This window comes from Janthinobacterium sp. NKUCC06_STL (assembly GCF_019345455.1).
In the GTDB taxonomy this organism is placed as follows: domain Bacteria; phylum Pseudomonadota; class Gammaproteobacteria; order Burkholderiales; family Burkholderiaceae_D; genus Janthinobacterium; species Janthinobacterium rivuli.
Genome location: NZ_JAHKQY010000002.1, coordinates 288,018 through 314,168 on the forward strand (window position 1 = coordinate 288,018; position 26,151 = coordinate 314,168).

The 26,151-nt window shown below is 61.3% G+C and carries 24 protein-coding genes; 15 read left to right on the plus strand and 9 right to left on the minus strand.

Features of this window, described 5'->3' with window-relative positions:
* Window positions 1–128 precede the first annotated feature (128 nt).
* The 3 genes from KO539_RS10235 (at window position 129) to KO539_RS10245 (ending at window position 3,073) form a co-directional block, all read left to right on the plus strand.
* Window positions 129–1,163 (plus strand): sensor histidine kinase, encoded by a 1,035-nt coding sequence (locus KO539_RS10235; protein ID WP_374106382.1) that lies wholly within the window; start codon window positions 129–131, stop codon window positions 1,161–1,163.
* Window positions 1,160–1,909, plus strand: coding sequence for a LytTR family DNA-binding domain-containing protein (locus KO539_RS10240; RefSeq protein WP_219308980.1), 750 nt, complete (start codon window positions 1,160–1,162; stop codon window positions 1,907–1,909). The genes KO539_RS10235 and KO539_RS10240 overlap by 4 nt, the downstream gene beginning before the upstream one ends.
* Before the next feature lie 69 nt (window positions 1,910–1,978).
* A complete protein-coding gene (locus KO539_RS10245) occupies window positions 1,979–3,073 on the plus strand; it encodes a S41 family peptidase (protein WP_219308981.1) in 1,095 nt (364 codons plus the stop codon).
* A gap of 300 nt (window positions 3,074–3,373) precedes the next feature.
* On the opposite strand, the gene KO539_RS10250 is transcribed toward KO539_RS10245, so the two are convergent.
* Window positions 3,374–4,999 (minus strand): tetratricopeptide repeat-containing response regulator, encoded by a 1,626-nt coding sequence (locus tag KO539_RS10250; RefSeq protein WP_219308983.1) that lies wholly within the window; start codon window positions 4,997–4,999, stop codon window positions 3,374–3,376.
* Window positions 5,000–5,349: 350 nt separating this feature from the next.
* On the opposite strand from KO539_RS10250, the gene KO539_RS10255 reads away from it, so the two are divergent.
* From KO539_RS10255 to KO539_RS10265, 3 genes are all read left to right on the plus strand, one after another.
* Window positions 5,350–6,414, plus strand: coding sequence for a diguanylate cyclase (locus KO539_RS10255; RefSeq protein WP_219308985.1), 1,065 nt, complete (start codon window positions 5,350–5,352; stop codon window positions 6,412–6,414).
* 215 nt (window positions 6,415–6,629) lie between these two features.
* The gene (gene purL / locus KO539_RS10260) at window positions 6,630–10,667 is read left to right on the plus strand and encodes a phosphoribosylformylglycinamidine synthase (protein WP_219308986.1); all 4,038 of its coding nucleotides are present in this window, start codon (window positions 6,630–6,632) and stop codon (window positions 10,665–10,667) included.
* A gap of 487 nt (window positions 10,668–11,154) precedes the next feature.
* Window positions 11,155–11,607 carry a hypothetical protein gene (locus KO539_RS10265; protein WP_219308988.1) on the plus strand — a complete coding sequence of 151 codons (453 nt, stop codon included), beginning with the start codon at window positions 11,155–11,157 and terminating at the stop codon, window positions 11,605–11,607.
* Window positions 11,608–11,741: 134 nt separating this feature from the next.
* On the opposite strand, the gene KO539_RS10270 is transcribed toward KO539_RS10265, so the two are convergent.
* Entirely contained in the window at window positions 11,742–12,548 is an 807-nt protein-coding gene (locus tag KO539_RS10270; protein WP_219308989.1) for a lipid II flippase Amj family protein, read from the minus strand.
* Between the two features lie 320 nt (window positions 12,549–12,868).
* Here KO539_RS10270 and KO539_RS10275 point away from each other — a divergent pair, with 320 nt between their 5' ends.
* The gene (locus tag KO539_RS10275; protein ID WP_099664126.1) at window positions 12,869–13,324 is read left to right on the plus strand and encodes a tellurite resistance TerB family protein; all 456 of its coding nucleotides are present in this window, start codon (window positions 12,869–12,871) and stop codon (window positions 13,322–13,324) included.
* A 31-nt stretch (window positions 13,325–13,355) separates the two neighbouring features.
* Here the strand turns inward: KO539_RS10275 and KO539_RS10280 are convergent, their stop codons facing one another.
* The 4 genes from KO539_RS10280 to KO539_RS10295 all read right to left on the minus strand — a co-directional run bounded on the left by KO539_RS10280 (window position 13,356) and on the right by KO539_RS10295 (window position 15,528).
* Window positions 13,356–13,883, minus strand: a complete 528-nt coding sequence (locus tag KO539_RS10280) for a hypothetical protein (protein ID WP_176389629.1) — start codon at window positions 13,881–13,883, stop codon at window positions 13,356–13,358.
* A 36-nt stretch (window positions 13,884–13,919) separates the two neighbouring features.
* Window positions 13,920–14,126, minus strand: a complete 207-nt coding sequence (locus KO539_RS10285; protein WP_219308991.1) for a hypothetical protein — start codon at window positions 14,124–14,126, stop codon at window positions 13,920–13,922.
* Window positions 14,127–14,158: 32 nt separating this feature from the next.
* Entirely contained in the window at window positions 14,159–14,608 is a 450-nt protein-coding gene (locus KO539_RS10290; RefSeq protein WP_219308993.1) for a hypothetical protein, read from the minus strand.
* 185 nt (window positions 14,609–14,793) lie between these two features.
* Window positions 14,794–15,528 (minus strand): helix-turn-helix transcriptional regulator, encoded by a 735-nt coding sequence (locus tag KO539_RS10295; protein WP_219308995.1) that lies wholly within the window; start codon window positions 15,526–15,528, stop codon window positions 14,794–14,796.
* Window positions 15,529–15,819: 291 nt separating this feature from the next.
* Between KO539_RS10295 and KO539_RS10300 the strand changes: the two genes are divergently transcribed.
* The 3 genes from KO539_RS10300 (at window position 15,820) to KO539_RS10310 (ending at window position 17,413) form a co-directional block, all read left to right on the plus strand.
* Window positions 15,820–16,290: a hypothetical protein gene (locus KO539_RS10300; RefSeq protein ID WP_219308997.1), complete on the plus strand. Its 471-nt coding sequence runs from the start codon at window positions 15,820–15,822 to the stop codon at window positions 16,288–16,290.
* Between the two features lie 69 nt (window positions 16,291–16,359).
* On the plus strand, window positions 16,360–16,863 hold the full coding sequence (locus tag KO539_RS10305) for a DUF3304 domain-containing protein (protein WP_257626224.1): 504 nt from the start codon (window positions 16,360–16,362) through the stop codon (window positions 16,861–16,863).
* Window positions 16,864–16,915: 52 nt separating this feature from the next.
* Window positions 16,916–17,413 (plus strand): DUF3304 domain-containing protein, encoded by a 498-nt coding sequence (locus KO539_RS10310; protein WP_219308999.1) that lies wholly within the window; start codon window positions 16,916–16,918, stop codon window positions 17,411–17,413.
* Window positions 17,414–17,418: 5 nt separating this feature from the next.
* On the opposite strand, the gene KO539_RS10315 is transcribed toward KO539_RS10310, so the two are convergent.
* Both KO539_RS10315 and KO539_RS10320 read right to left on the minus strand, forming a co-directional pair.
* The gene (locus KO539_RS10315) at window positions 17,419–17,901 is read right to left on the minus strand and encodes a hypothetical protein (protein WP_219309001.1); all 483 of its coding nucleotides are present in this window, start codon (window positions 17,899–17,901) and stop codon (window positions 17,419–17,421) included.
* 9 nt (window positions 17,902–17,910) lie between these two features.
* Complete coding sequence (locus KO539_RS10320; RefSeq protein ID WP_219309003.1) at window positions 17,911–18,369, minus strand: RDD family protein; 459 nt, start codon at window positions 18,367–18,369, stop codon at window positions 17,911–17,913.
* 210 nt (window positions 18,370–18,579) lie between these two features.
* Between KO539_RS10320 and KO539_RS10325 the strand changes: the two genes are divergently transcribed.
* Genes KO539_RS10325 through KO539_RS10345 form a run of 5 tightly spaced genes read left to right on the plus strand, consistent with a single transcriptional unit; the run spans window position 18,580 to window position 25,078 of the window.
* On the plus strand, window positions 18,580–19,263 hold the full coding sequence (locus tag KO539_RS10325; RefSeq protein ID WP_219309005.1) for a VWA domain-containing protein: 684 nt from the start codon (window positions 18,580–18,582) through the stop codon (window positions 19,261–19,263).
* A 3-nt stretch (window positions 19,264–19,266) separates the two neighbouring features.
* Window positions 19,267–20,025 carry a PP2C family serine/threonine-protein phosphatase gene (locus tag KO539_RS10330; RefSeq protein WP_219309007.1) on the plus strand — a complete coding sequence of 253 codons (759 nt, stop codon included), beginning with the start codon at window positions 19,267–19,269 and terminating at the stop codon, window positions 20,023–20,025.
* Window positions 20,022–22,376 carry a hypothetical protein gene (locus tag KO539_RS10335; RefSeq protein ID WP_219309009.1) on the plus strand — a complete coding sequence of 785 codons (2,355 nt, stop codon included), beginning with the start codon at window positions 20,022–20,024 and terminating at the stop codon, window positions 22,374–22,376. The genes KO539_RS10330 and KO539_RS10335 overlap by 4 nt, the downstream gene beginning before the upstream one ends.
* A 9-nt stretch (window positions 22,377–22,385) precedes the next feature.
* On the plus strand, window positions 22,386–23,732 hold the full coding sequence (locus tag KO539_RS10340) for a toxin-antitoxin system YwqK family antitoxin (RefSeq protein ID WP_219309011.1): 1,347 nt from the start codon (window positions 22,386–22,388) through the stop codon (window positions 23,730–23,732).
* A complete protein-coding gene (locus KO539_RS10345; protein ID WP_219309013.1) occupies window positions 23,717–25,078 on the plus strand; it encodes a toxin-antitoxin system YwqK family antitoxin in 1,362 nt (453 codons plus the stop codon). The genes KO539_RS10340 and KO539_RS10345 overlap by 16 nt, the downstream gene beginning before the upstream one ends.
* A gap of 102 nt (window positions 25,079–25,180) precedes the next feature.
* Here the strand turns inward: KO539_RS10345 and KO539_RS10350 are convergent, their stop codons facing one another.
* On the minus strand, window positions 25,181–25,630 hold the full coding sequence (locus tag KO539_RS10350) for a hypothetical protein (RefSeq protein ID WP_219309014.1): 450 nt from the start codon (window positions 25,628–25,630) through the stop codon (window positions 25,181–25,183).
* Window positions 25,631–26,151 lie beyond the last annotated feature (521 nt).

Genomic DNA, 26,151 nt, shown 5'->3' on the forward strand with positions numbered 1-26,151 from the left:
GACCGCCGTCCGGCTATCGCTTAAGGTGGTGGCTTTCGTAGCTCGGGACTTTCCATGCGCGTTTTACCTTCCATTCGATGGCTGACTGACACAACAGAATTGCGGAGTTGCATTTTTGGAAGCCCGGCGTGAAGGTCGAAACGCCCTTGCTCGTTCCCGTGCTGGCCGCGCTGCCGGTGTGCGCCTGCATGGCCATCCTCGGTCTGCCGGCCTACAGTAATGGCTATATAGTTGCCTTTCGTACGCTTTTCTTCGTCGCCTGCCTGGTGTGGCTGATTCCGCTGACGCTGCTGCAGCGGGCCATGTGGCGCCGCGAATGGTCGTGGCTGCGGATGGGGATGATACTGTTGGCGGTCACCTACGCAATGGCCATTGTGAACGCCTTGCTGGGGCAGCGCCTTGGAATTTCGCTCGGAATGGAGAAGGGCTACCACTGGGCCTCTCTCGCACGGGGTCTGGATAGCTGCTGGCTGGCGCTGATCGCGTTCTGCGCGGTGCATGCGGTGGGGGTGTATTACCTGTCGCTGCAACAGGTCCGCCTGCATCTCGTCCAGGCGCAAAGCGCGGCGCGCGACGCCGAGCTGCGCGCGCTGCGCCTGCAGGTCAATCCGCATTTCCTGTTCAACTCCCTGAACGCGATTTCCGCGCTGGTGTCGGCGCAGTCCAACCGTGAAGCCAACCGCATGCTCGCGTGCGTGTCCGACTTCCTGCGCGCCACCCTCGCACACGACGGCCGCCACGAGCATACGCTTGCCGATGAATTGGCCCTGCTCGACGCCTACCTCGCCATCGAAAAGGCGCGGCTCGGCGAGCGCCTGCGCCTGACGATGAAGGCCGGCCCTGACCTGCTCGACAGCGTCGTGCCCTATCTGATGCTGCAGCCGCTGGTGGAGAATGCGATCCGCCACGGCATCGCGCCGCTGGCCGCTCCCGGCCGGCTCGATATTCTGGTCGAGCGCGCCGGGGCGCGCCTGCTCATCGACGTGCGGAACGACGGCCAGCAGCGGGCGCACGCGGAAAGCGGGATCGGCCTGAGCAACGTCAGGGAACGGCTGCGCCACCTGTACGGCGAGGCTCAAGAGGTGGACGCAGGCTGGCGTACGGACGGTCGCTTCCACGTGCGCATCGCCATGCCGCTGCGCAGTATGGGGGCGGCGGCATGAGCATCCGGGTCGTTATCATCGACGACGAGCCGCTGGCCAGGCTGGCGGTCGAAGTCAGGCTGGCCCGGCGCGATGCCTTCACGCTGGTTGGCCAATTCGGTGACGGCGCCAGCGCTGGCGAAGGTATTCTGGCGCTGAAGCCCGACCTGGTGTTCGTCGACGTCGAAATGCCGGGCAAGTCCGGCCTCGACATGCTGGCCGCACTGCCGCCGGCGCAGCGGCCGATGGCGATCCTGCTCACCGCCTACGATGGCTTCGCCCTGCAAGCCTTCGAACTGGCCGCCCTCGATTACCTGCTCAAGCCCGTCGATGACGAACGCTTCGACGAAGCCCTTGACCGTGCTGAGCAGGCTTTTCCCTATCGCGGCCATGGTCGTGCCGCAGCGTCGGCGACGCCGGCAGCGCGCACTTTCAGCGTGCGTGTCGGATCGCGTACGGTGCTGGTGCCGGTTGCGGAGGTCGAACGCATCGAGGCCGACGGCGATTACGCCTCCCTGCATGCGAACGGCAAGACCTGGCTGGTACGTGAGCGCCTGCACAACCTGGCCATGCAGCTCGATCCGCGCCAGTTTCATCGCGTGCACCGCTCGTCCATCGTGCGGCTGGACATGATCGCCGAGCTGCGCTCGCTCACCAACCGGGATGCCATGCTGCGCCTGCGCGACGGCAGTGTGCTGCGCGCCAGCCGCTCCTATATGCCCGCTCTGACGGAAGCACTGCAACGCCGCGACAAGAAAGCCGAATGAGGCAGGGCGCATCACGCGCATTTTTTCACGCAACAATCAAACGCTTCGTAGTCCAACTTGGAGGAATGTATGGCAGGTAGAAAGAAGTTTGTCGCAGCAGTCGTATTGGGTGCGTTGTTGTCGTTTTCCGCCTACGCGGCGGAGGACACTGTCCTGAGCGCGTCCGCCCGCGCCGCGATCGTGCAGACACTGGTCACGAAAATGAATGCGAATTACATCGAACCAGCGGTGGCCGAACGGGTCGGCAGTGCGATCACCAGGAAAAATGCGGCAGGAGGTTATGCGAGCGCCGCCAGCGTGAAGGCGTTCAGCGAGGCGCTGGCGAAGGACTTGCGGGAGTTGAGCGGTGACTTGCATTTCAGCGCCGCGTTTTACGAAGGTCTTCGTGAGCGCAGCGGTGCCGACGAACTGCCTAGCCGCGCCAAGATTGACGAATGGCGCGACCAGACCGTGCGGCGCGGCTATGACATCGAGAAGATCGAACGCCTTCCCGGCAACGTCGGCTATATCGAGCTGCGCGGCTTCGGCGGTCCGGAATTCGTCGGCGCGGCGTACACGGCGGCGATGTCGCTCATGGCGGGGACGGATGCGCTGATCCTCGACCTGCGCCGCAACGGCGGCGGCAGCCCGGCCAGCGTGGCCTACCTGATGAGTCATTTCTTCCCGTTCGGCGACGAGCGTCACCTGATCGACATGTACGATCGTCCGACCGGCACGACGCGGCAGTTCTGGACCGTGAAGACGGTCACACAGCGTTACGACAAGCCCGTGTACGTGCTGACCTCGGCCCGCACGTTTTCCGGCGGCGAGGATTTCTCCTATGGCATCCAGGCGCAGAAGCGCGGCACGGTGGTCGGAGAGACCACCGGCGGCGGCTCCAATCCCGTGAGCTGGTACAACCTGGGGCAGGACATCATAGTCGCGATCCCGACCGCACGCACGATCAATGTCGTCACCAAAACCAACTGGGAGCACGTCGGCGTGAAACCGGACATCGCCGTGCCGGCGGCACAGGCGCTGCAGACGGCGCACGTCGCCATCCTGCGCAAGCTGGTGTCATCGGCCAAGGAGGGCAACGAGCGCAAGGAACTGCAGCGCGTGCTGGCGATGGCGGAGAAAGGGGAGTCCGAGAAGCCGGTCTACACGCTCAGGGGCGAGCGTTAATATCGCGGCGTTGATTGTGCTGGTGTTGGCACGTGTGGCGCGTAGGTCGGATTAGCGGCGGCACGCCGCGTAATCCGACATTGCGGAGCCAGCAATGGTGTCGGATTACGCTACGCTAATCCGACCTACGCCGTGAAGAATGGGCTGTGTGTTTTTGACGTCAACGCACGTCACGACGCTTCTGCAAACCGTAACGAGCAAGTCCAATGTCGGGTTGAGTAGCGCAGCCGTACTTTAGTACGGCGAGCAACGCCGACCCGAGAGTGGGCTGCGCAGCAGGTTTGCAGTGCGTCCCTCACATCAGGTGGCAATACCGTACTTGTGCTGCGTGGCCGCATACTGCTGCTTGAGCGACTCCAGCTTCGGATGCTTGGGGTCGATCTTGCTGATCACCTGCATCTGGTGCTGCGCCTGTTCGGCCAGCGGGGCTTCCCAGCCCAGCATGTTGAGCTGGCGCAGGATGGCGTCGACGGAGGCGAACAGCACGGGCAGGTTGCCTGGGGTTTTGCGCAGGGCCTGGCGCAGCACGAATACCGCCCCCTTGAGCTCTCCGCTTTCCGACTTGCTGGCCGCATCCTGCATCAGTTCCTGCACCTGGTGCGTGATCTGCTGGCCCATGCCTTGCGCCAGGTCGTGGCGGCCCGCCTTCTCAAATACGTCGACGGCCGCTTCCATCGTCACGTCGCTGTCGGCTTCGTTGACGAGTTTCATCATGACGTCGGACGCGGCTTGCTCCAGGTTGTTTTTCAGGCAGCTTTGCACGAGGCCCACCTTCAGCTGCGTCGACAGGCCCCGCGCCGTGTCCAGGGCGGCGGCGGCCAGCTGCAGTTCGCTGGCGGCGGCGATGTCGTTGCCCGACAGTTCATGCAGCATGGCGGCCGAAATGGCGCGGCACGCTTCCACGTTGGCGCCGCCGCGCAAGGAGCGCTCCATGTCGCGCAGCACGCCGCTCGCCTGCGGCGCGTCGCCTTTCTTGACCAGCGTCTTGACCAGGTTGACGTGGTCTTCCGGGTCGCGAAATTCCGAGTACTTCGCTTTCGTCACGACCTGTTTATACGCCCGTTCGGCCGCGCCGATGTCGCCCGTGTCATAGGCGATGCCGCCCAGGTGGCGCAGGCGGCGCACCATGTGCGGCGAGATGGCCACCGCGTCCTCGAGGATTTTCTTTGCCTGCAGCTGCTGGCCCATGGCTTCATGGTTCTTCGCAAGAAGGTCATAGGCGGCCATGAAGCGGGGATAGACCTCCACCAGTTCCAGCAGCGCGTCCTGCGCCTCTTCGTGGCGCTGCTGCTCGAACAGGGTGCGCGCCAGTCCCAGGTGGGCCCAGGCCATGGGGCGCGTGGCCAGCATGTCGGCGTACAGCTGTTCCGCTTCCTTCCATTCGTCGAGGGCGATGTGCAGCTCGGCGCGCAGGCGGGTGAAATCGGCCGCCAGGCGCGGGTGTTGCAGTTCGGCCGCGCGGCAGCTTTTCACGGCTTCGCGCAAGTCGCCCTTGTCGATCAGCTGATACGTGGGCAGGAAAATGGCGCGCCGCTCGATGGCGCGCGCGATGCGTCCGCTCAGCACGTCGACGGTGAACGGTTTTAATATGTAGTCGGAAGGGGTCAGTTCTGCCGCGCTGATGACCTTGCTGTGGATGGCTTCGGAGGTCAGCATGATGAAGATCGTCCACAGGCCGATCAGCTTGTGGTGGCGCAAGTCTTCCAGCAATTGCTGGCCATCCTGGCCGTCCGTGCCGCTACCAAGATCGTATTCGCACAGGATGATGTCGAACGGTTTCTTCGTCAGCAAGCGGATGGCCGTGCCGGCATTGACGGCATATTCCACCTTGGTGATGGCCGCCTGGTTCAGCATATTGTGCAGATTGCCCCGCATGCTGGGGTTCGGGTCGACGATCAGGACAGATAAGTCGCTAGTTTCTGGCATGGTTCAGCTCTCGTTCATCTGTTCGGTCATTTGCGGGAACTCTTCTTATATATGTATCTGCCTGGCAGTATTACTTTTTATCAGCATACTGCAAAGCCGGCCGACACTGCCAGCAAAATGCATGCAATCGGGCGCGGGGCAGGGCGCCGGGCGCTCCCGGTGGCGCGCGGCGTTGTATTTCATGGCGCCGCCGCCCTGCGCGCCAGTGCCGGCGCCGCAAATTCCAGCAGATAGTTGACTTGCATGATAGTATCCTAATTACAACTAGTGTTGGATGCCGCACAATCTTGCGGCCAGGCATGCGCAAGGCTGTACCGGGCGCTCTTCTTCTCTCTGGTGTCGATACCCGTATGCGTGTTCCTGACCTTTCTTCCCTGCGGCGCATTGCCGTTCCCCTTGCGTTTGGCGGCAACAGCGAACAGCAGCATACGTATTTTGCGGAGCTGCACCGGGTCGGCCTGGTCACGCAAGTGCTGGGCATCGTCGCCTTCAGCCTGACGTGGCTGATGATGCCGCCTGCCTACCATCCGAACCTCACGCATGCCGCGCTGGCGCTGCTGGGCATGCTGATTAGCCTCATCGTGCGCTACCGCTGCACCACCTTGTCCGTGCTGACCATTACGGGCGCCTGCGCCGTGCTGGCCCTGACTTTTGGCTTGCGCACCATGGCCGACGCCGTGCAGCACGCCAGCTTCTGGGTCTTGCCCGTGGGCGTCTTCATGACCCTGGCCATCGCCTCCATCTTCAATGGCGGCCTCAGCTACCTGGCCGTGGTGGCCGGCGTGTGGTGGAATGTGGGCCACGGCCTGTATCCCGTCAACGCGGGCTTGCCCGACCAGTCCTGGGCGCCGTTGATGATCGCCGTCAGCGTGCTGTTCGGGCTGGCACTGAACGTCAGTTTCAGTTTATTGCGCTTGCGCAACTATCACTCCAAGGTGGAATTGACGCGGCTGGCCTTCCAGGACAGCCTGACGGGCCTGAACAACCGCCGCATGTTCACGCAGCGCGCCCAGCAGATGCACGGCGCGGCCCATGGCGGCATGCTGCATTTCCTGATGATCGATATCGACGATTTCAAGATCATCAACGACCAGCAGGGACACGATGCGGGCGACGAAGTGCTCGTGCGCACGGCCGCCGTCATCGCTGACAAGGCGCAGGGCCATCTGTGCGGGCGCTTGGGCGGCGAGGAATTCGGCATCGTCTACGCGGGCGGCCGGGAAGACGCGCGCGCCTTTGCCGGCGCCCTGGTCGACGCCGTCAGCCAGGCTTTTCTGGCCGCCCAGTTCGTGTCGATCAGCGTGGGCGTGGCCGAGCTGGACCGGAGCAAGGACCTGGGCCACAGCTACCGGCGGGCCGACGAGGCCCTGTACCTGGCCAAGCGGCAAGGCAAGAACCGCTATGTGATCGCCTGATGACCGGCTGACGGTGTTGTTGCCGTGTCAAAAACTGCCGCCGTGTGGGGCAAAAGCGGGGCAAAAGGGTGGCAAAAGGGGGGTGAAACCCCAAGTTCCGGTCATAAGGCAGGGGTAAAACGGGTATAATGCGCGCAAAGGAAATTTGCCGTACGAAAGATATTGTCATACCTACCTTTAACCCGCAGCCACGCTGCATCAACCACCTTCCAATCATGTTGATACTGCCGGGTTCCAATGCCCTGTCCCATTTCCGTAGCCACCGTCTGTTAAGCCAACTGCAAGCCGTCTCGCCTGCGATTGTTGCCGTACAAGCACGCTATGTCCATTTCATCGATGCCAGCGCGCCTCTCACCAGCGATGACAGCACGCGCCTTGGCGCCTTGCTGACGTACGGCGAGCCGGCCCACGCTGACAATACGGAAGGCGCTGCCGAAGAATTCTTCGTTATCCCCCGTTTCGGCACGATTTCGCCGTGGGCCTCGAAAGCCACCGACATCGCGCACAACTGCGGCATGGCGCACATCAAGCGCGTCGAACGCGGCATCGCTTTCCGCATCAACCTGAAATCGGGCATTCTGGGCAGCGCCATTGGCGCCGGCAAGCTGACGGACGAGCAGGTGCAAGCCGTGGCCGACCTGCTGCACGACCGCATGACGGAATCCGTGCTGCGCAGCGCGGACGACGCCAAGGACCTGTTCCGCACCCTGGAAGCGCGCCCGCTCGAATCGATCGACTTGCTGGGGCAGGGCAAGCTTGCTTTGGAAACGGCGAACACGGAACTGGGCCTGGCGATGTCGGAAGACGAAATCGACTACCTGGACGCCGCCTTCACCAAGGCTGGCCGCAACCCGACGGACGTGGAACTGATGATGTTCGCGCAGGCGAACAGCGAGCATTGCCGCCACAAGATATTCAACGCCGACTGGACCATCGACGGTGTGGCGCAGCCCAAGTCCCTGTTCGGCATGATCAAGAATACGCACGAACTGCAGCCGAAGGGCACCGTTGTCGCCTACAGCGACAATTCCTCGATCATGGAAGGCGCGACCGTGTCGCGCTTCTACCCGCGCGGCGCAAACCATGAATATGCGGCATCGACCGAGCTGACGCACACCCTGATGAAGGTGGAAACGCATAACCACCCGACGGCCATTTCTCCATTCCCCGGCGCCTCCACGGGCGCGGGCGGCGAGATCCGCGACGAAGGCGCGACGGGCCGCGGCGCCAAGCCAAAAGCTGGCCTGACCGGTTTCACCGTATCGAATCTGTCGCTGCCGGACGCCGTGCGCAGCTGGGAAACGGCCGCTTCCGTGACGGCGCCACTGGCAGGCCGCGCGGATGCGGACCAATACGGCAAACCGGAACGCATCGCGTCGCCGCTGCAAATCATGATCGAAGGCCCGCTGGGCGGCGCCGCGTTCTCGAACGAATTCGGCCGTCCCGTATTGGGCGGCTACTTCCGTACGTATGAGCAGAACGTCGGCGTCGACAAAGACGCCGTGTTCGGCTACCACAAGCCGATCATGATCGCTGGCGGCATCGGCAATATCTCGGCGCAGCACACGCACAAGAACGACATCCCCGTCGGCAGCCTGCTGGTGCAGCTCGGTGGCCCGGGCATGCGCATCGGCATGGGCGGCAGCGCCGCTTCGTCGATGACCACCGGCAGCAACACGGCCGACCTGGACTTCGATTCCGTCCAGCGCGGTAATCCGGAAATGGAACGCCGCGCCCAGGAAGTCATCAACGCCTGCTGGCAAATGGGCGCGGACAATCCGATCATCTCGATCCACGACGTGGGTGCGGGCGGCTTGTCGAACGCGTTCCCTGAAATCACCAACGACGCCAAGCGCGGCGCGATTTTCGACCTGCGCAAGGTGCCGCTGGAAGAATCGGGCATGGCGCCGAAGGAAATCTGGAGCAATGAATCGCAGGAACGCTATGTGCTGGCCATCGCGCCGGAAAGCCTGCCACTGTTCAAAGCCATGTGCGAACGCGAACGCTGTCTGTTCGCCGCCGTGGGCGTGGCCACCGAAGAGCGTCAGCTGAAACTGATCGACCCGGAACTCGGTAACGAGCCGGTCGACATGCCGATGGACGTCTTGCTGGGCAAGCCGCCGAAGATGCAGCGCGACGTGGTCCACGTGGCCAACGATTTCCCTGCCATTGATCTCACCGGCATGGACTTGAAGGACGTGGCGCAAAAAGTGCTGCTGCTGCCGACCGTGGCCGACAAATCCTTCCTCATCACCATCGGCGACCGCAGCGTGGGCGGCATGACCGTGCGCGACCAGATGGTGGGACCATGGCAAGTGCCGGTGGCCGATTGCGCCGTCACCACCATGAGCTTCGAGGGTTACCTGGGCGAAGCGATGGCCATGGGCGAACGCACGCCGCTGGCCGTCATCGACGCAGCAGCTTCCGGCCGCATGGCCGTGGGCGAAGCCGTCACCAACATCGCCGCCGCAGCAATCAGCGACATCTCCGACATCAAATTGTCCGCCAACTGGATGGCCGCCTGCGGCCAGCCTGGCCAGGACGCGGCTCTGTACGACACGGTCAAAGCCGTCGGCATGGACCTGTGCCCGGCGCTGGGCATCAGCATCCCCGTCGGCAAGGATTCGCTGTCGATGCGCACGACGTGGAAAGACGACAGCACGGGCGCGGCGAAATCCGTCACGTCGCCGGTGTCGCTGATCGTCTCCTCGTTCGCGCCAGTGGCGGACGTGCGCAAGTCGCTCACGCCGCAGCTGAAAACGGACAAGGGCGACACGTCATTGATCTTGATCGACCTGGGTCGCGGCAAAAACCGTCTGGGCGCTTCCGCCCTGGCGCAAGTCATGGGGCAGTTGGGCAATGAAACGCCGGACGTCGACAGCGCGGAAGACCTGAAAGGCTTCTTCGCCGCCATCCAGAAATTGAACAGCGACGACAAGCTGCTGGCCTACCATGACCGTTCGGACGGCGGCCTGTACGCCACCCTGACGGAAATGGCCTTCGCCGGCCACACGGGCATGTCCGTCAACCTGGACATGCTGACCATGGAAGGCGAGCACTCGAGCGACTGGGGCGACGCCAAGAACTGGACGGGCCAGGTCGCGGAACGCCGCAACGAACTGACCCTGCGCGCCTTGTTCAGCGAAGAGCTGGGCGCCGTGATCCAGGTGCGCGCGGAAGAAAAGTCGCTCGTCATGGACGTGCTGCGCACGTTTAATTTGGGCGCCTGCAGCCATATCATCGGCAAATTGAACGACCGCGACGTGATCGAATTCACGCGCGACGCCAAGCTGATTTACACCCAGCCACGCGCTGAACTGCACCGCCTGTGGAGCGAAACAAGCTGGCGCATCGCCCGCCTGCGCGACAATCCAGCTTGCGCCGACGCCGAATACGACCGCCTGCTGGACGTGCAAGATCCGGGCATGTCGCCCATCGTCACGTTCGACCAGAACGAGAACATCGCCGCGCCATTCATCGCCACCGGCGTGCGTCCGCGTGTCGCCATCCTGCGCGAGCAGGGCGTCAACTCGCACATCGAGACGGCTTACGTCATGCACCAGGCAGGTTTCACGGCTGTCGACGTGCACATGAGTGACCTGATCGCCGGCCGCGTCAAACTGGACGACTTCCAGGGCGTCATCGCCGTGGGCGGCTTCTCGTACGGCGACGTGCTGGGCGCGGGCGAAGGCTGGGCGAAAACGATCCTGTTCAACGCCAGCCTGGCGGAACAGTTCGCGCGCTTCTTCAACCGCACGGACAGCTTCGGTTTGGGTATCTGCAACGGCTGCCAGATGATGAGCAACCTGAAATCCATCATCCCCGGCGCCCACGCCTGGCCTAAATTCACGCGCAACAAGTCGGAGAAATTCGAAGGCCGCTTTGCCATGGTCGAAGTGATGGATTCCCCATCGATCTTCTTCAACGGCATGGCCGGCACCCAAGCCGGCATCGCCATCGCCCACGGCGAAGGCTACGCCGACTTCTCGCAAACGGGCGACATCACCCAGGTCAGCAAAGCCATGCGCTTCGTCGACAACAAGGGTGCCGCCACCGAAGCGTATCCATACAACCCGAACGGCTCGCCGGAAGGCATCACCTCCGTGACTACGCCAGATGGCCGCTTCACCGTGCTGATGCCGCACGCGGAGCGCGTGTTCCGCAGCGTTCAACAGTCCTACCACCCTGAAGCGTGGGGCGAGGATTCGCCGTGGATGCGCATGTTCAGGAATGCGCGGAAGTTTGTGGGGTAATTTACTTAGCTATTTACGGAGCAGCGTCTTGGTTCAAGACGCTGTGGCTGGGTAGGAATGAGAAAGCCGCTGTCAGGAGACAGCGGCTTTTTTATTTTTAGTTTAGTAATTGCACGAAACTTATTTTGAATGTAGCTATAAGATATAGCATCAAAATTTTCACGTGACTGAGCGTTGCGATAGCGTGCTCTGCAGATGGTTGAGCAATAAACGTATGATCATTAAGTGTGCATTGCCATATGGAAATTTTTTTGTAATTATGCTAGTATTCTTACTTATTCGCCATATTATTTTTCTGGGTCGAATTTTTAGATAGTTGTTTTTAAAAAATTCTGATTTTTCGTAAGATTTGCAAAGATATAGCTCCGGTTTATGTGGCTGGTTATCGTGCTAGACATGTCGGGTTTTTATGGGATGGAATGCCTATCTCGAGAGTTTATTGAAATTCGTTGCTAATTAAATTTTTAATATAAATAGGAGAAGTAGAATGGGAATATGGGATTCAATTAAAAAAACCGCAATGAAGGCAAAGTGTGGACTGGGAATTCATAGCGGAACAGGAAAAAATGTTGAAGGAAAGCCGTTGTGCTACTTTGAAAACGTTTGTCCAGATTGTAACGAAACAATTAAAGCCAGCAAGCATAAGTATCCATTGAGCTGGGAGAATGCTGATCGTGATTACGACAGCGACAATAAGTGTACAAAAGTGCAGAAATGTGATCATTGCGATCACCAGATGAGAAAAGTTGTACACGCTGAGTATGAGCGTGTCGGTAAAAATGGCCGCTGTCAAATTATCGAAAAATGTGTTCAGTGTGGCGATGAAAAAACTGGATCTGAAAGCCATAGCTGGTATCGGCAGACATCCCAAGGGGATACTTCGAATGTCACTGTCCAATGCCATGACTGCAAAAAAACGGAAACAAGATCCCATTTTTGAGCATCAACTAAATGGAAATAGCCTATTGGGGATTTTCCCGGAGAAACATCGACGGGTTCATCCTCAAATAGATCAGGAAATTAAGGTTTTTTTTTCTTGATTCAGCAAATCACTCCTTCAGTTTTCGGTGAAAATCACAACCCCTTCGCCACCCCCACAATCACCACCGCCGACGGCACCAGCAAAAACTGCGCAATCAGCGTTCCCGCCAATCGGCTCCCCACCAGCCACACCACCGCCCGCCGGAACTGGGATTCTTCGATCTTGCCTTCGATGACGTCATCCGTCATGCCCGACATGTGCGGGTCGATGAAGACGGCCATCATGATGGTGGCGCCGCCGTTGATGATCGATGAAAGCGTGCTGGAGGTGACTCTCACGCTGGGGTCCAGCACGCCTGCGTACAGCGCCGCGAAGACACCGACCGTCCACAGTGCCGTGGCGATGACGTTCATGGCTGTCATGGAAATCGATACGCCGGATTGTTGGCGCAGGCCCGTGACGTTGGCGGGCTTGGACAGACTGGCGGAAGTCTTGAGGTAGGACAGGCCGCCCTTGAAGACGGCGTGCAGCAGCAGTTTCGGTACCGACCTGTGTACCTGGAAGTGCTCGACGGCGCGGCAGAAGGCGCGCTGGAAGGTGGGGATCAGGATCGCGCCGAGGATGGTTGCCAGGCTGGCGGAGAATAGCAGCCAGCGGAAGTCGACTAATAAGGTGCTGGCGGCAACATGCTGGTCGATGCCCGTTTCCACGCGCTTGGCGAGGAAGGGGCCCAGGAATGAGTTCGAAGTGCGCGACAGCAGCATCAGGATGCTGAACAGGGCCAGCGACACGGCGATGCGCCGCGTGCGGATGCCGGCGATGCGCACGGAGTAGGCGAGGGTGCCGATAATGTGGATGATGAACGTCAGTGCGCAAATCAACAGCAATTGCTTGTCCATCACAACCTTGCAGTAAAGAAAAAGTAATTCCATGCTGCCATGGAGTTACTTATTTTTCAACTGCAAATAAGATAATTTTCTTATTAATTGGGTTTCGTGGTGTTTTGGGCGTTTGTATGCAGTTGGCGGTTTTTCACCCCAAAGGCAGAAACTGGGGTCAGACCCTAAGGGTCTGACCCCGGCCCTTGCTCTGGGTTTGGCTATGCTTTCATTGGAGGCAAGATTTGTTCCCGCCGCTTGCATTCCATCCACGCGCCCTCATCTGGGTGGTAATGGTAGCCTGTAGCGCTGCCTCATTCGAACCAACCAGGAGAAGCCCCATGAGTTTCGATTCCTTTCTGTCCAAACTAAAGACCAAAGCCAGCGAACTGAAAACCGAGGCACTGAAGTACAAGAACAAGGATTTCCTGAACGCAGCGATGGCTGGCTCGGCCCTGATCGCCATGGCGGACGGCAGCGTCAGTGCGGAAGAGAAGCAGAAGATGGTCAAATTCATTGAAAGCAATGATGCGCTGTCCGTGTTTACCACCACGGACGTGATCAAGGCGTTCCAGGAATATGTCGGTCAGCTGGAGTTCGACAAGGATATCGGCGAAGCCAAGGCGTATCAGGCGCTGGGCAAGATGAAGTCGAATGTGGAGGCGTCGCGCTTGCTGGTGCGCATGATTATCGCCGTCGCTTCGTCGGACGGCAATTTCGACGCCAACGAGCAGCGCGTGGCCAGCAAGATCGCGCGCGAGCTGGGCTTGACTCCTGCGGAGTTCGAGCTGCAGTAACTGTTAAGCCAGCCGGCCCCGGCTGGCTAATTTAGTTTTTGTCCCACCACGGCGGCGTGCCCGACGACCAGGGGCACGTCATTTGCACTTCGCTGATCCTGTAGCGGATCTCGATCACCTGGCCATGGTGAAACGGACCGCGTCTCCAGTCGCCGGAATCAAAGACGTAGCCTTTGCCCTTGATGCACAGACTGGTCGGATTGTTGCCGATGGGGCCGGTCGAGTGCAGGGTGACGCGCACTTCGCCGTTGGCGTCCAGCGGGGCGTCGCCGCCCATGAAGAGTGGATCCGAGCCGACGTCGCAGACAGTGGTGCTGCCTATCTTGCTGCAGTGCTTGATATACGTTTGCTGGCGCGCCTGGGCCAGGTAATTGTCATGCCGCATCGGCTTGCCGTCATCATAGGTAAAGCGCAGGATGACTTGCGTGGGCTCGCTGGCAGGATGGCGCGTGGTGCTGGTGCAGGCGGCGCTGACGAGGGCCAGCAAGGGCCAGGCCAGCAGGCGCAGGATGCCGCGCAGCAGCGTCGAGATCGGGTTGTTGCCGGGTGATTGCCGCATGTGCCGTTGCCATTTGTCTCATGAACTGGACGGCGATCATAGCATGCGAATGCAGCCGTTCCGCCAGGACGCGCCGCGATTCAATTCCTGCAGCACTTTCTTGCACAACCCCATAGCCGACGCCCGTGCCGCGCTTGTGTGCGGCCGGTCGTAGCCGGTGCTGATGTCGTCCCAGGCCGCCGTCTGCTTGATGGCGGCCTGGGTCAGCGCGTTTTGCTGCTGGACAGAATACTGTTTGCTCATGGCTGCCACCCCATGTGGAATGCGCTGCCGCCTTAGCGCGATGCCAGGCTCATGCTTTGCACGTGGGCCGGCACGATGGCGCCGCTGGCCAGTTTTTCGGCCGGTACCTGCATCAGCACTTCGCCGCCCACGCTGCCGTCGTCGCGCAAGTCGATGCGCATGGCCAGTTGCTGGTCGAGCGCCACAAAGCTGTTGCTGCCGCTGGCGATGATGCGGTGTTCTTCCTGGTCGTCGATGCGCGCATACATCATGGCGCCGATGTTGCCCGCATTGCGCAGGTACAGCACTTGCCCGTTCGACAGCTCATAGCCGCCGCGGAACGGAGCAAACCTTTCCGCACTCATGAAATGCTTGTGTACCGGCAATTCGATCGTCTGCAGGCGCCCGCCTGGAATGACGACGGTCTGGCTGTCGGGGAGCGTTTGCGCATTTGCCAGCAGGGCGCAGACGCCCAGGGTGCCGGCCAAGATCCATGTTTTCATTTTTTTACCCATCCTTGAACTTTGGTGCCGGCCGCTGCCGGCGCGGCGATGTTGTTATAGGTGACAGGGAACCACACCGGCTGGTCCGCGTGCCTTGCTGTCACTCTGGCAAGGCGCGGGCGACCGGTGTTGCCAGTGTAGGCAGGCAAGATGCACCGCGCATCATCCGATCGGATGACACGGCCTCATGCATCGACGATGGCCAGGTGCGCCGTCGCGCCGTGGATCAGGGCGATCAGCTCGCCCTGGCGCCGCGTATCCGTCTTCAAATAGGTGTGGTGCAGATGCGTCTTGACGGTGTTGACGCTGATGCCGCCCTGCGCGGCGATTTCCTCGATGGTGGCCCCTTGCGCCAGCGCCTTGCCCACTTGCGCCTCGGCTTGCGTCAAGTCAAACAGCTGGCGCAAGGCAGGAACGGACGTGCACGTTTTTGTGGGGTCGCGCGCGATCAGCAGTGCGCAGGTGGGCTGGCAATCGGCAAGCGGGCTGATGGTCACGGCCAGCGGCGCTTGCTGCTTGCGCGCCAGACGCAGCGACTGGCATTGCGCCGCGCCACCGGCGCTGGCGATCACCAGTCGCACGGCGCGCACCAGGGCGGGCGGCGCGGCGTGTTCCAGTTGCGCCGCATGCAGCGCGTGTCCGGCGGGGGTGGCGAAGCGCAGCGCGAGGCTGGCGTCGAGCACCAGCACGGCGGCGCCCATGGCGTCGAGCGCCGCCTGCGCGCAGTGGCTGGCCAGCCGCGCCTCGCGCAGGCGCTGCTGCAGGCACAGAGCGCGTTGCAGATGCGGCAGGAGTTCCTGCCATTGCTGGCCGTTCAGGCCGGCGCTGTCGAGCTGCGGCCAGTCGCCTGTGCCGCAGGCCGATTCGTACATGGCGCCGATCAGCTTGCCCACATCCGCCGTGACTGTCCCTGTGATCATGCTAGTCCCCAATCCTGATGACATCAGTGTGCCGCAGGCGTGCAGGTGCGGAACTGGGTAAGGGCGGTCTTGCGCGGCGATCCGCCCCGCCTTCGTGAGGAGGGGCTGGTCGCTGCCATCTGTCCTGGGCAACTATCAAGATAGTACAAACGCTGCACCACCGCAATGCGGCGCTGCCGATGCAATCGTGCTCCCGGATTAAAAATTCCCCGATACAATAAAAAATTGTTAAAAATATAAACCCTGGGGCATGGGCGGGAGTCGCATGCCATTCACTTAGCGAAAGTTTGTATGCAACCAAGCAAGCATTACCTGACGGCGTTCCCGGCGCTGGCACTGTGCCTGACGCTGGCGTTTATGGGCGGCAGCGCCGTGGCGCAGGCTGCCGACAAAGTGCCGTCAGCGTCCAGCGGAGCGCGGCAGGGCAAGGTCAAGCCTGCCGATACGGCCAACCTGGTCAGTCATCTGCGGCGCGTGATCACCGATGAAACGAATGACACGCCGCCGCGCATACTCAATGCCTTCGTCGCCAAATACCAGCAGCGCGCGCTCGATGCGGGAATCGACGACCTCGACCGGCAGTCGCAATACGTGGTGCTGGCGCTGTACACGTCGGGCAAGGCGATGGAGCAGCCGCAGTTCGTGGCCCTGATGAAAAATCCGCCCGCCTCGGTGGACGCCTTTTACGATGCCTTGCACGCCTTGCCGAATACCGTCTGGGAGGCGGGGCCGCCGTTGTGGGAGGCGTATGCGGCAAAATAATAATTCGTCGAGCCGTAACAACATTGCAGAATTGACGGTGTCATCATTTGTGATTGCTGAGGGTATCTTATGCTAAAAAATCTTAGGTCGATGAAGCCGGCGCTGATCGGTTTCCTGTGGCTTTGCATGGCGGTTTCACATGCGGCAACCGGCAAGGAAAGCAAGGAGTTGATCGTAAATATAAGCGCCTACAACCATACCGATCACGGGGTGGGAAGTTATGAGGTGACCTTGCAGAATGGCGCCAGCGCGGGGGCGGGCTATCTGGATGCTGGCCAGGGTGGCGGCGGACATACTTGCTGCCTTTCCCTTCCCCGCGTGTGGCAAGTGGGAATGACGGCGACTATCGTCATGCACACCATCAAGAATGGCAAGGACATCCGCGTGGAACAAACCGTGCCAGTGCCCAAGTACACGGCTGACGATGCGGGAATGTTCATCGTGCATTTTCTGAGCAATGGCAAATACAAGGTGTTCGTCACCCGCTACCTGCTCGGCCATCGAAAATACCCGCTGTCAGGGAAAGAGGCGCAACTGGAGCGGGGCGTTCCGATTGAAATTATCTGGGGCTGAAGACGCTGCACGGCAGAAGGGTCATGCACATGCGGTTCCCTGTGAGGACCAAATGATATTTTTCTCGAAAAATAGCTATGCCGCCTGTTTCGTGTGCATGGTCTTGTCGCTTATGAATACCGGCTGTGCGAGGAGTGAACGACAAATCACCGTGAGCCTGACGGCCTACAACCATGGCGAGTACGGCGTCGGCAGTTATACCGTGACACTGGCCGATGGCTCGTCGGCGGAGGCCGGGTATCTTGCTCCCGGCGAGGGCGGAGGGGGAGAGACTTGCTGTCTTTCGATACCGGCGCGATGGAAGCCTGGGATGACGGCGGCCGTCGCCATGCATACGGTAAAAAACGGCGAGGATGTCCGCGTGGAGCAAACGGTGGCGGTTCCTCCGTATGCTCCCGCCGATGCTGGCCGCTTCGTCGTGCATTTTCTTCACGATGGCGGCTACAAGGTCTTCGTGACCAAATACTCGCTGGGGCATCGAAAATATCCGCTTTCCGGCAAGGAAGCGGAGATGGAGCCGGGCGTGCCCCTGGAAATCATCTGGGAATAGTGCCGCTAGCTTGCGGCTGTCCGCCGCGCTCCGTCGGCCATCAGGCTTTGCAGGAGCATGCGCGATTTCGCATCCGTGGCCCGCACGTTATCGAGCCGGGCGAGCAGCTCGGCAGGGTCAAATTTTTTGATTAACTTGCAATAATCTTCTGTTTCTCGCGGACAGAATTCGAGTTCCAGCAACGCAACGGTTTTCGCTGTCAAGCCACGCCGTTGCACCTCGGACAGGAGATCGGCACTTTGCCTTAGCGCCCTGGCGAAAGCACTCTTGATCAGCTTCCCGAAGGGCATGCCAGGGTCTTCTGTGATTACCCGACAGGCGACGCGCACGGCAGTGGCGTTGCCGTTGCGGATATCCAGCACCACCTGCTTGCACACCTGCGACAGGCGCAGCCCTGGATGCGCGATTGGCGGCCCAGAAGCGAACTGGTCCAGCTTTTCTCCAAGGAATTCTTCAAGTTCTTCCAGGCTGGCGATCGGTATCATCATCCAGATTGCTTATTGCAGGGCGGCCGGCACTGCCGTGGTCTTGCGCCGTATCACAGCCGTACCAGCGATCTTGTCGTGCCATCCCTGCTTGCGCGGGTCCCTGGCGACCCAAAGAAATCCCAGGTAAAACGGTAGCGCCGACAGGTAAGCACTGAGGCAGCGTTTGACACACTGGCTGGCAGACGGTTTACCGCCCGTCTCCGCATCGACGATGATCGCGCCGATGGCCATCTTGCCAGGCGTTGTAGACAGGGCAATCCAAAACGCCAGTTGAATCAGTGGCGGCATGACACATGAAATCATGAAGTGGGCCGGGCCACGGAAAAAGGAATCGGTCAAAAAGTAGCTTTCGCCATAGATGGCTATCAACATCGGTATGATGAAAATCAGCAAGAGCAAGGTGTCGATCAACGTCGCGCCAACGCGCGGCCAAAAGCCGACATAGTCCATTTCAGGGTGCTGTTGCATTACTTTCTTTCCAAAACGTCAGTAAATGGATGGCCGCCAGAGTCGGGGCAGAATGGCGCAGTGTACGAGCTTGTTATTTTCATTGCAAGCTAGAGGTTTTATCAGGTGTTTGATACCGCATGGTGAAAGCCGATGCAATCGGACGCATGGAAAACATATCCATAGGGTAAGCTTCGGCCCTAAGCTATTTCGCAACTCTATCAAAATTACATGACTTCCATAATGATCCCCGACGTCGCCCTGGTCGACAATACCGAACAACGCACACCGCTGGTGCTCGTGCTGGACTGCTCCGGCAGCATGGCCGGCGAACCCGTCTCGCTGCTCAACGAAGGCCTGGCCTTGCTGGAACAGGAACTCAAGTCCGACGTGATCGCCGCCAAGCGCGTGCGCATCCTCGTGATTCAATATGGCGCGCACGATGAAGCCGTGATGGCCAGCAACTGGTGCGACGCCATGGATTTCACGGCGCCCCAGTTGGAAGCGAACGGCACCACGCCGACCGGCGCGGCCGTCGAACTGGCGCTGGCCGAGATCGAGCAGGAAAAACAGCGTTTCCGCCAGGCAGGCGTGGCGTACACGCGGCCGTGGCTGTTTTTGATGTCGGACGGTGAGCCGACGGACCGCTGGCAGCACGGCGCCGAGCAGGCGCGCGCGGCCGAGCAAGCCAATAAAGTGGCGATCTTCCCCATCGCCGTGGGCGACAACGCGAATATCGATACCCTGGGGCAGTTTTCCAGCCGTGGCGAGCGGGGCGTGAAGCAGCTGAAGGGCTTGCAGTTCCGCGAACTGTTCCTGTGGCTGAGCGCCAGCATGCAGGTGGTGTCGCAATCTCGTCCCGGCGCGCAGGCGCAGCTGGCCTCGACGGACGGCTGGTCCGTCGTAAGCACCTGATCCATGGCCGCGGTACAGAATACCTGGCGCGTGTTTGGCGCCTCCGTCACGGGCAAGGCCCACCTGGATAAAGCCATCCCTTGCCAGGATGCGCACGCGCACGCCGTCGTGGGCGACGTGCTGGTGGCCATCGTCTGCGATGGCGCCGGTTCGGCCAGGCTCAGCGAGCAGGGCGCGCAGTTTGTTGCCGCGCACACCGTGCAGGCGCTGGCCGGCCGGCTGGAGCAGGGCGCCACCGTGCAGGATTTGCATGACGGCGCGCTGGCCGGCACCCTGGCGCAGATCCGCGCCGCGCTCGACGACATTGCCCGCGCCGCCGACGCTACCCTGGACGACTACGCCGCCACGGTGGTCGGTGTGGTCATGGGGCAAGATACCGGCTTCTTCTTCCACCTGGGCGATGGCCTGGGCGTGGCGCAGCTGGGCGATGGGGGCGAACTGATCTCGCTGCCCGCCAACGGCGAATACGCCAACGAAACCTACTTTATCAGCGGCGAGCGCTGGCGCGAGCAGCTGCGCCTGTTGCCGATTCCCCAGTCCGTGCGCGGCGTGGTGCTGATGTCCGATGGCTGCATGCCCTTTGCCATGAGCAAGAACAATGCGGCGCTGTACGCACCCTTCATGGATGCCGTGCAAGGCTATCTGCGCACGGTCGACAGCGTCGAGTTGGGCAACGAAGCACTGGCATCCACCCTGGCCGACCCGCGCACGCACCAGATCACGGGCGACGACAAGACCCTGCTGCTGGCCTTGCGCGCATGAGCCGGAAGCAGGGTGTGACACCGGGGCTGAGTCCGGGTGGAAAAATCTGGCTCGACAAAGTCCGTACGCTGGTGCTGGGCAAACTGATTAAAAGCGGCGGCGCGGGCAGCGTGTATCTGCTGCCGGGCGCGCCGGCGCAAGTCGCCAAGCTGTACCACCCGCACCTTGACCGGGCCGCCAACCGGCGCAAGCTCGAAGCGATGCTGGAATTGTCGCCCGAGCTGCCGGACCAGTTGGAAAACGGCAAGCGCTACGTGCAGATCGCCTGGCCGCAAGCGGCCGTGTTCGACGGCCAGGGCGGCTTCGCCGGTTTCGTCATGCCCTTGCTGGACATGGCGCAGACGGCCGAGCTGGAGCAGATCATGCAGGAGCGGCAAGCGCGTGCGGCAGGCTTGCCCACGGGACTCGGTCCCAAGCTGACCCTGGCCGCCAACCTGGCCGCCGTCATCGATGCGCTGCACCAGCAGCAGCATTATGTAGTCGATCTGAAACCCGTGAATCTGCGTTTCTACCGCGATTCGCTGTACATCGCCATGCTCGATTGCGACGGCTTCAGCATCCAGGGCCATGCCGAGCGGTTTCCTGCCGAGCAATTCACGGCCGACTATCTGGCGCCGGAATTCCAGCGCAAGGGCATGCCGGCGGGCACGGAAATGGCGCAAGACCGTTTTGCGCTGGCCGTCGTCATCTTCCAGTTGCTCAACTTCGGCATCCACCCGTACAGCGGGCGGCCCGGCAATGCGCAAGTGGCGACCGATATTCCCGGGCGCATCCGCGACGGCTGCTATGCGTATGGGATAAAACGCCACAAGCAGCTGGCGCCGAACGCCACCAGCGGCCACGCGCTGATGCCACCCGAGCTGCGCGCCATGTTCGACCGCGCATTTTCGCCATCCCCCAAACCGCAGCGGCCATCGGCGGCCGACTGGGCGCAGCTGCTGCGCGGCTATGCGCAGCGCAGCGGCGGCAAGTTGGTCATTTGCGCCGTGAATCCCGAACACCAGCATTTCGCGGGCCAGGGTTGCGCGGCGTGCGCGCGCGACAAGGTCATCGGTGCGGCCGCGCAAGCCTCGGTGCAGGCGCAGCAGATGCAGTTGCAACAGCAATCGTTGCCGCAGCAGCGCAGTACGCGCGGCGCGCATCATACGGCGCCGGGGCAGATGCCCGTCCGGCTGCCTGCAGGCGGTGGGCAGGCCAATGCGGTCGGCATTTCCGGCAAGGGCTGGGCCGTGGTGGTGCTGCTGATCGTGCTGTTCCTGATCGGCTTTACGGCCTGGACCTCGTCGCCCGATGAAGCCAAGGCCAAGGCCAGCCTGCAGGCGCAAGCGGACCAGGCGGCTGGCCTGGAAGTGTTTCGCTGGCGCACGCGCAAGGCGGCCGGTTTCCAGCCGTCCGATGCGCGCAAGGCCTTGCGCAGCCTGTCGCAAGCGATCAGCAAGGGCGACGATGACGCCGTCACAAGAGGCTTGCAGCTGTTGTACCGTTCCGGCCAGGAAAAGGCGTCCGGCTACGGCGTTGACCGCACGCAGGCGCAGCTGCGCGCCTCGTTGCTGGAGGGCCTGGGCTGGGTGCCCGGCTATCAGCCGGGGCTGGTCGCGACCTATCTTGACCTGCTGCAAGCGAACCCGCGCGACCATCTGGTGGCGGCGGCCATGGGCCGCATGCATCTGAGCCTGAACGAACCGCAGGCGGCGCGCCAGTACTTCGAGCAAGCCGTGTGGGCGCACCCGACCGATGGCACGGCCTGGCTCGGCATCGCGGCCGCGGCGCAGCTGCGCGGTGGCGACGAGGCCGATGCGGTGAACCTGGTGGCGCTGGCGCAACTGACGGCTTACCGCTACGCCGTGGAGCATGCCTTGCCGGCCGAGCCGGGTCAGCCGTCCGACAATGGCGTGGCGCGCATGACGCAGCGCATGGATCTGAACGCCAAGGTGCTGCGTCTGGCGCAGCCGGGCACTTACCAGAAACGCTGGGACAAGGTGCTGGCCGAGGGCGCGCTGCTGGCAGCCAGGCTGAAGGCCTTGCCGCCCTTGCGGGACCAGGTCGGCAGTGTACAGCGCGAGACGATGACGACGGTTGCGTATGGCGTGCTGGACGAAAAGCACGCAAGGGGTGAAAACCGCCTGACCCTGACCATCGCGGCCGACGGCACCCTGACCTATGCGGCGGCCGAGTTGCCGATGGAGCCGATGCTCAACAAGGTGCTGCTCAATAGCCTCAAGCGCTGGACCTACTTGCCGGCCGTGCAGCACGGTCAATTGCAGGATGCCAAGGTGGTGGTGCTGGTGCGCTACCGCGATGGCCGGGTCAGCTTTGTGCCGGGTGGCGTGGCCGTCACGGCGGAAAATTAAAGGGATACCATGAAAATCAAGACAATATGCGCCTTACTGGGCGCCTCCTTGCTGACCTCCGGCATGGCGCAGGCGGAAATCGTGCAGCGCCTGGTGGTGACAGCCATGGCGGCCCAACCAGATCGCGACGGCGGCGATGAGTTCACTGTTGCGGGCACGACTGCTTGCGGCGGCCGGCAAGTGCGCATGGATGCGTACTCGGTCAGGCTGGACGAGGCGAAGTACGAAGCGCTGAAAGTCGAGCTGGCCCGGCGTATCCGCGACAAGACGCCCATGCTCATCACCCTGAAAAAATGCCCGGAAAGTGGGGGCGCACCCATCGTGCGCGATATCGCCGCCTGCACTCCCAGCACTTGCGCCGATGACAAGGCACGGCTGTACCTGCACGAACGTTTCTACCCCACCGAGCAGGAAAACGCACCGAATGTGCTGCTGTTTCCCTTGCCGAAAGGCAAACTGCCTGGCACGTGGAAGGTGGACATTTATAGTGTGGCCGGGCACAAACTGCGCCTGTCGGGCCATGTCAACAAGGCCGATTATGCCTCCGGCGATATGGTGGGCGGCTTTGTTACATATTACCCGAACGGCAAGATCGAGAAACAGGTGGCGCAGGACGGGCAGGGCCGGCAGGAGGGCGTCACCAGTCTTTATTACCCCGATGGCACCCTGGATGCGCGTGGCAGCTGGCGCCATGGCTTGCCGGAAGGCACGCACCAGCAATATCACCCCACGGGCAAGTTGCGCGAGGCCAGCGTGTACCGCGACGGCAAGCGTGTCGACGGTCCCGTGCAGAAGTTTGATGAAAATGGCAAGCTGAGCACCAGCTATGTGCTGCGCGGTGGAAAGATGGAAGGCGAGATGCTCACGTACTTCCCTGATGGAAAAATCTCCAGCCGCGCGGAAATGCAGAACGGTAAGTTCAATGGCGTGAGCACGAATTACTATCCGGATGGCGCCGTGAGAGCCAGGATGACGCAGGTCAACGATTTACCGACGGGCGAGGCGCTGGAATTCTATCCGGATGGCAAGGTGCAGAGCCGCCAGCAGTACGGCGACAAGGGCGGACTGCTGAGCGTCCAGCGCTACAGTCCGCAAGGCGTGCTGGTGCTGGAACGGAAATGGGATGCGCAATTGCGCGAGCAGGGCACGTCGCGCTCGTGGTACGAGAACGGCAAGCCCGAGCATGAGATCGAGTACGTGAACGACCGGCGCGACGGCTGGAGCCGCAGCTGGCGCGAGGATGGCAGCTTGACAAGCGAATGCCAGTATGTGGCCGGCAAGGCCCAGGGCGGCTGCGGCGAGGCGCCGCCAGCGCCGGAACTGCAGCGCAAGGAGCAGGCATGGCGCGCCTTGTGAAGCATATGCTGCTTGCAACGCTGCTGTGGCCGGCGCTGGCGCACGCCGAGATCGAACAGCGGCAAGTAGTCAACGCGATCAAGGCGACGCCCGACGGCGATGTGCTGACCCTGGCCAGCGACAGCGGCTGCGGCGGCAGGCAGGTGCTGATGGATGCCGTGTCCGTGGGCCTGGACGCGCAGCAATACGCCGCCATGAAGCAGCAATTGGCCAAGCTGATACGTGACAAAACGCCCTTGTTGATGCGTATCAAATTCTGTCCTGCACCAGGCAATGTGGGTGCTCTCGGCATGCCCGATGTCGGCAAGCTGGGCGGCTGCGAGCCGCAAGCCTGTGCCGATGGCAAGGCGCGCCTGTACCTGAATCACAATCTGACGCGCGGCGAAGTCAAGGAGCATGCGCGCTATGCGCTGGTCGTCCCGCTGCCGCCAGGCAAGACGCCCGGCACCTGGCAAGTCGAGGTGGTGCACGCGCGCGAAGGCGAGCCGAAGCGGCTGATTGGCGAGGTCAACGATCCCGATTACCTGCGCGGCAAGCTGGTGGGCAACTACAGCATGTACTACCCGCATGGCCAGGTCGAGATGCAGGTGGAGCAGGATGGCCGCGGCGTGCAGGAAGGTGTGCAGACCCTGTATCGTCCTGAGGGCCAGATTTCCATGCGCAACACGTGGCGCAATGGCGTGCAGGAAGGCGAACAGCGGACCTATCACGATACGGGCAAGCTGAACGAGGCCAGCCAGTACGTGAACGGCGCCCGCGCCGATGGCGTGGTGGAGTCTTTTGATATAGACGGCAAGCTGCGCACGCGCATGAATCAGATCAAGGGCCAGACGGAGGGCGAGCTGCTGCTATTTTATCCCGATGGCACGGTGGAAAGCCGCAGCCAGTATGACAACGGCATCCAGTCAGGACCGAGCACCGGCTACTTCCCGGACGGCAAGGTGCAGCGTACAACGCAGTACGTGGACGACAAGCCGGCCGGCGACAGCGTCGAATATTACCCGGATGGCACAGTGGCCAGCAAGCGCAGCCACAGCGGCCACTTCGTCTTGCGCAGCGAACAGCGCTTCAGCCGTGCCGGGGTATTGCTCGTGCACAAACAGTGGAACGCGGGCGGGCGCGAGGAGGGCGCGTTGCGTTCCTGGCATGCGAATGGCAAGCCGCGTCAATTGATCGAGTATGTCGATGGCGAACGCCACGGCTGGACCCGGTACTGGCGCGAGGATGGCGGGCTGGAAAGCGAATGCCGCTATGTGGCGGACGAGGCGCAGGGTAGTTGTACGGGCGCGTCCGCCAAGATGTCGTACACGGACGATGGGATTGAGTTTGAGATGCCGGAATCGTGAGCCGGGGAGGTCGTTATGGACCATGGCGCATGGCTGCTTGTGCCGAACAGAACCTTTTGTGGGAGGCAGCTTTCGCCCTATTGTGCTGAAAAACGCCCGGGTTTACAAGCGCCCGTCGTTAGCACCATGGATCGAAGTACTCGGAAGCAGAAGCCTTGCCTCCCTCATTGGCGCAGCAAACCGTAACACGGCGCCTGACGTTGACAGCACCAAAACCAAGCCGCCCTTGATTGTTATTTGATCAAATGGATTGGATTGATCCGAAACAAACGTCCAGACAGGTTCATGATTTTGCAGCGATTCCAAAACGACTACGCCGATTGAGCCGTGTTCCGCAGCCTCGCCGCACTTTACCATGTACTGTCCACCATACAGCTCTTCTTGCGCCAGAATCGCGACATTGAGCCAACCGCCAAGTTCCTGTTTTTCACGTACTCTGGCCATTCTGGTTTCGTGCACGTCGTAAAGATCACCATTGCTGCACAGGAGGCCATTGTGACTTCGCACCTCCTGGTTCTTCCACTTTGTTGCCATCCCTGTCATTGATTCCATACGCAGCTAGCTCTTTCTTTTGGCTTTTTCGTGTTGCAAAATCGACTTGCACTCGTCTGCGGTTGGCACGTTTCTGTCAGTCAGTATGGTATGCCAGCCACCGCAATCAGGGTCAGTGCAACCACACACCGTGGTTCGCACCGGGTGCTGGGTTAATCCATCGCGTTTTTGAATAGCGTTAGTTCGTTCCTGACTCTTGATAAGGTGGACTAGCGCGCCTCGACTCAAAAATTTTCCTGCCATGACTTTCCTCCAGGTGCATTGAACCGCACAAAACGTTAACGTTTTCAATGTCTGTTGTCAAAAGTGACGGGCGTGCGATTCGCCAGAACGTTCGATAGACGGCGGGGTCAGCCGATACGAACTTGAGATGCGCCGGCATCCAATATGCGGAACAAGAAATCTTCAACTGCGCTCGCCGGCGACGAGCCAAGATCAACCAGTGGCGTCCGGTCCCAAACGAACGGTGAAAGAAGCACTTCGGCCGGCGGTGAGGAATTCGGAACTCGTCATGCTGGAAT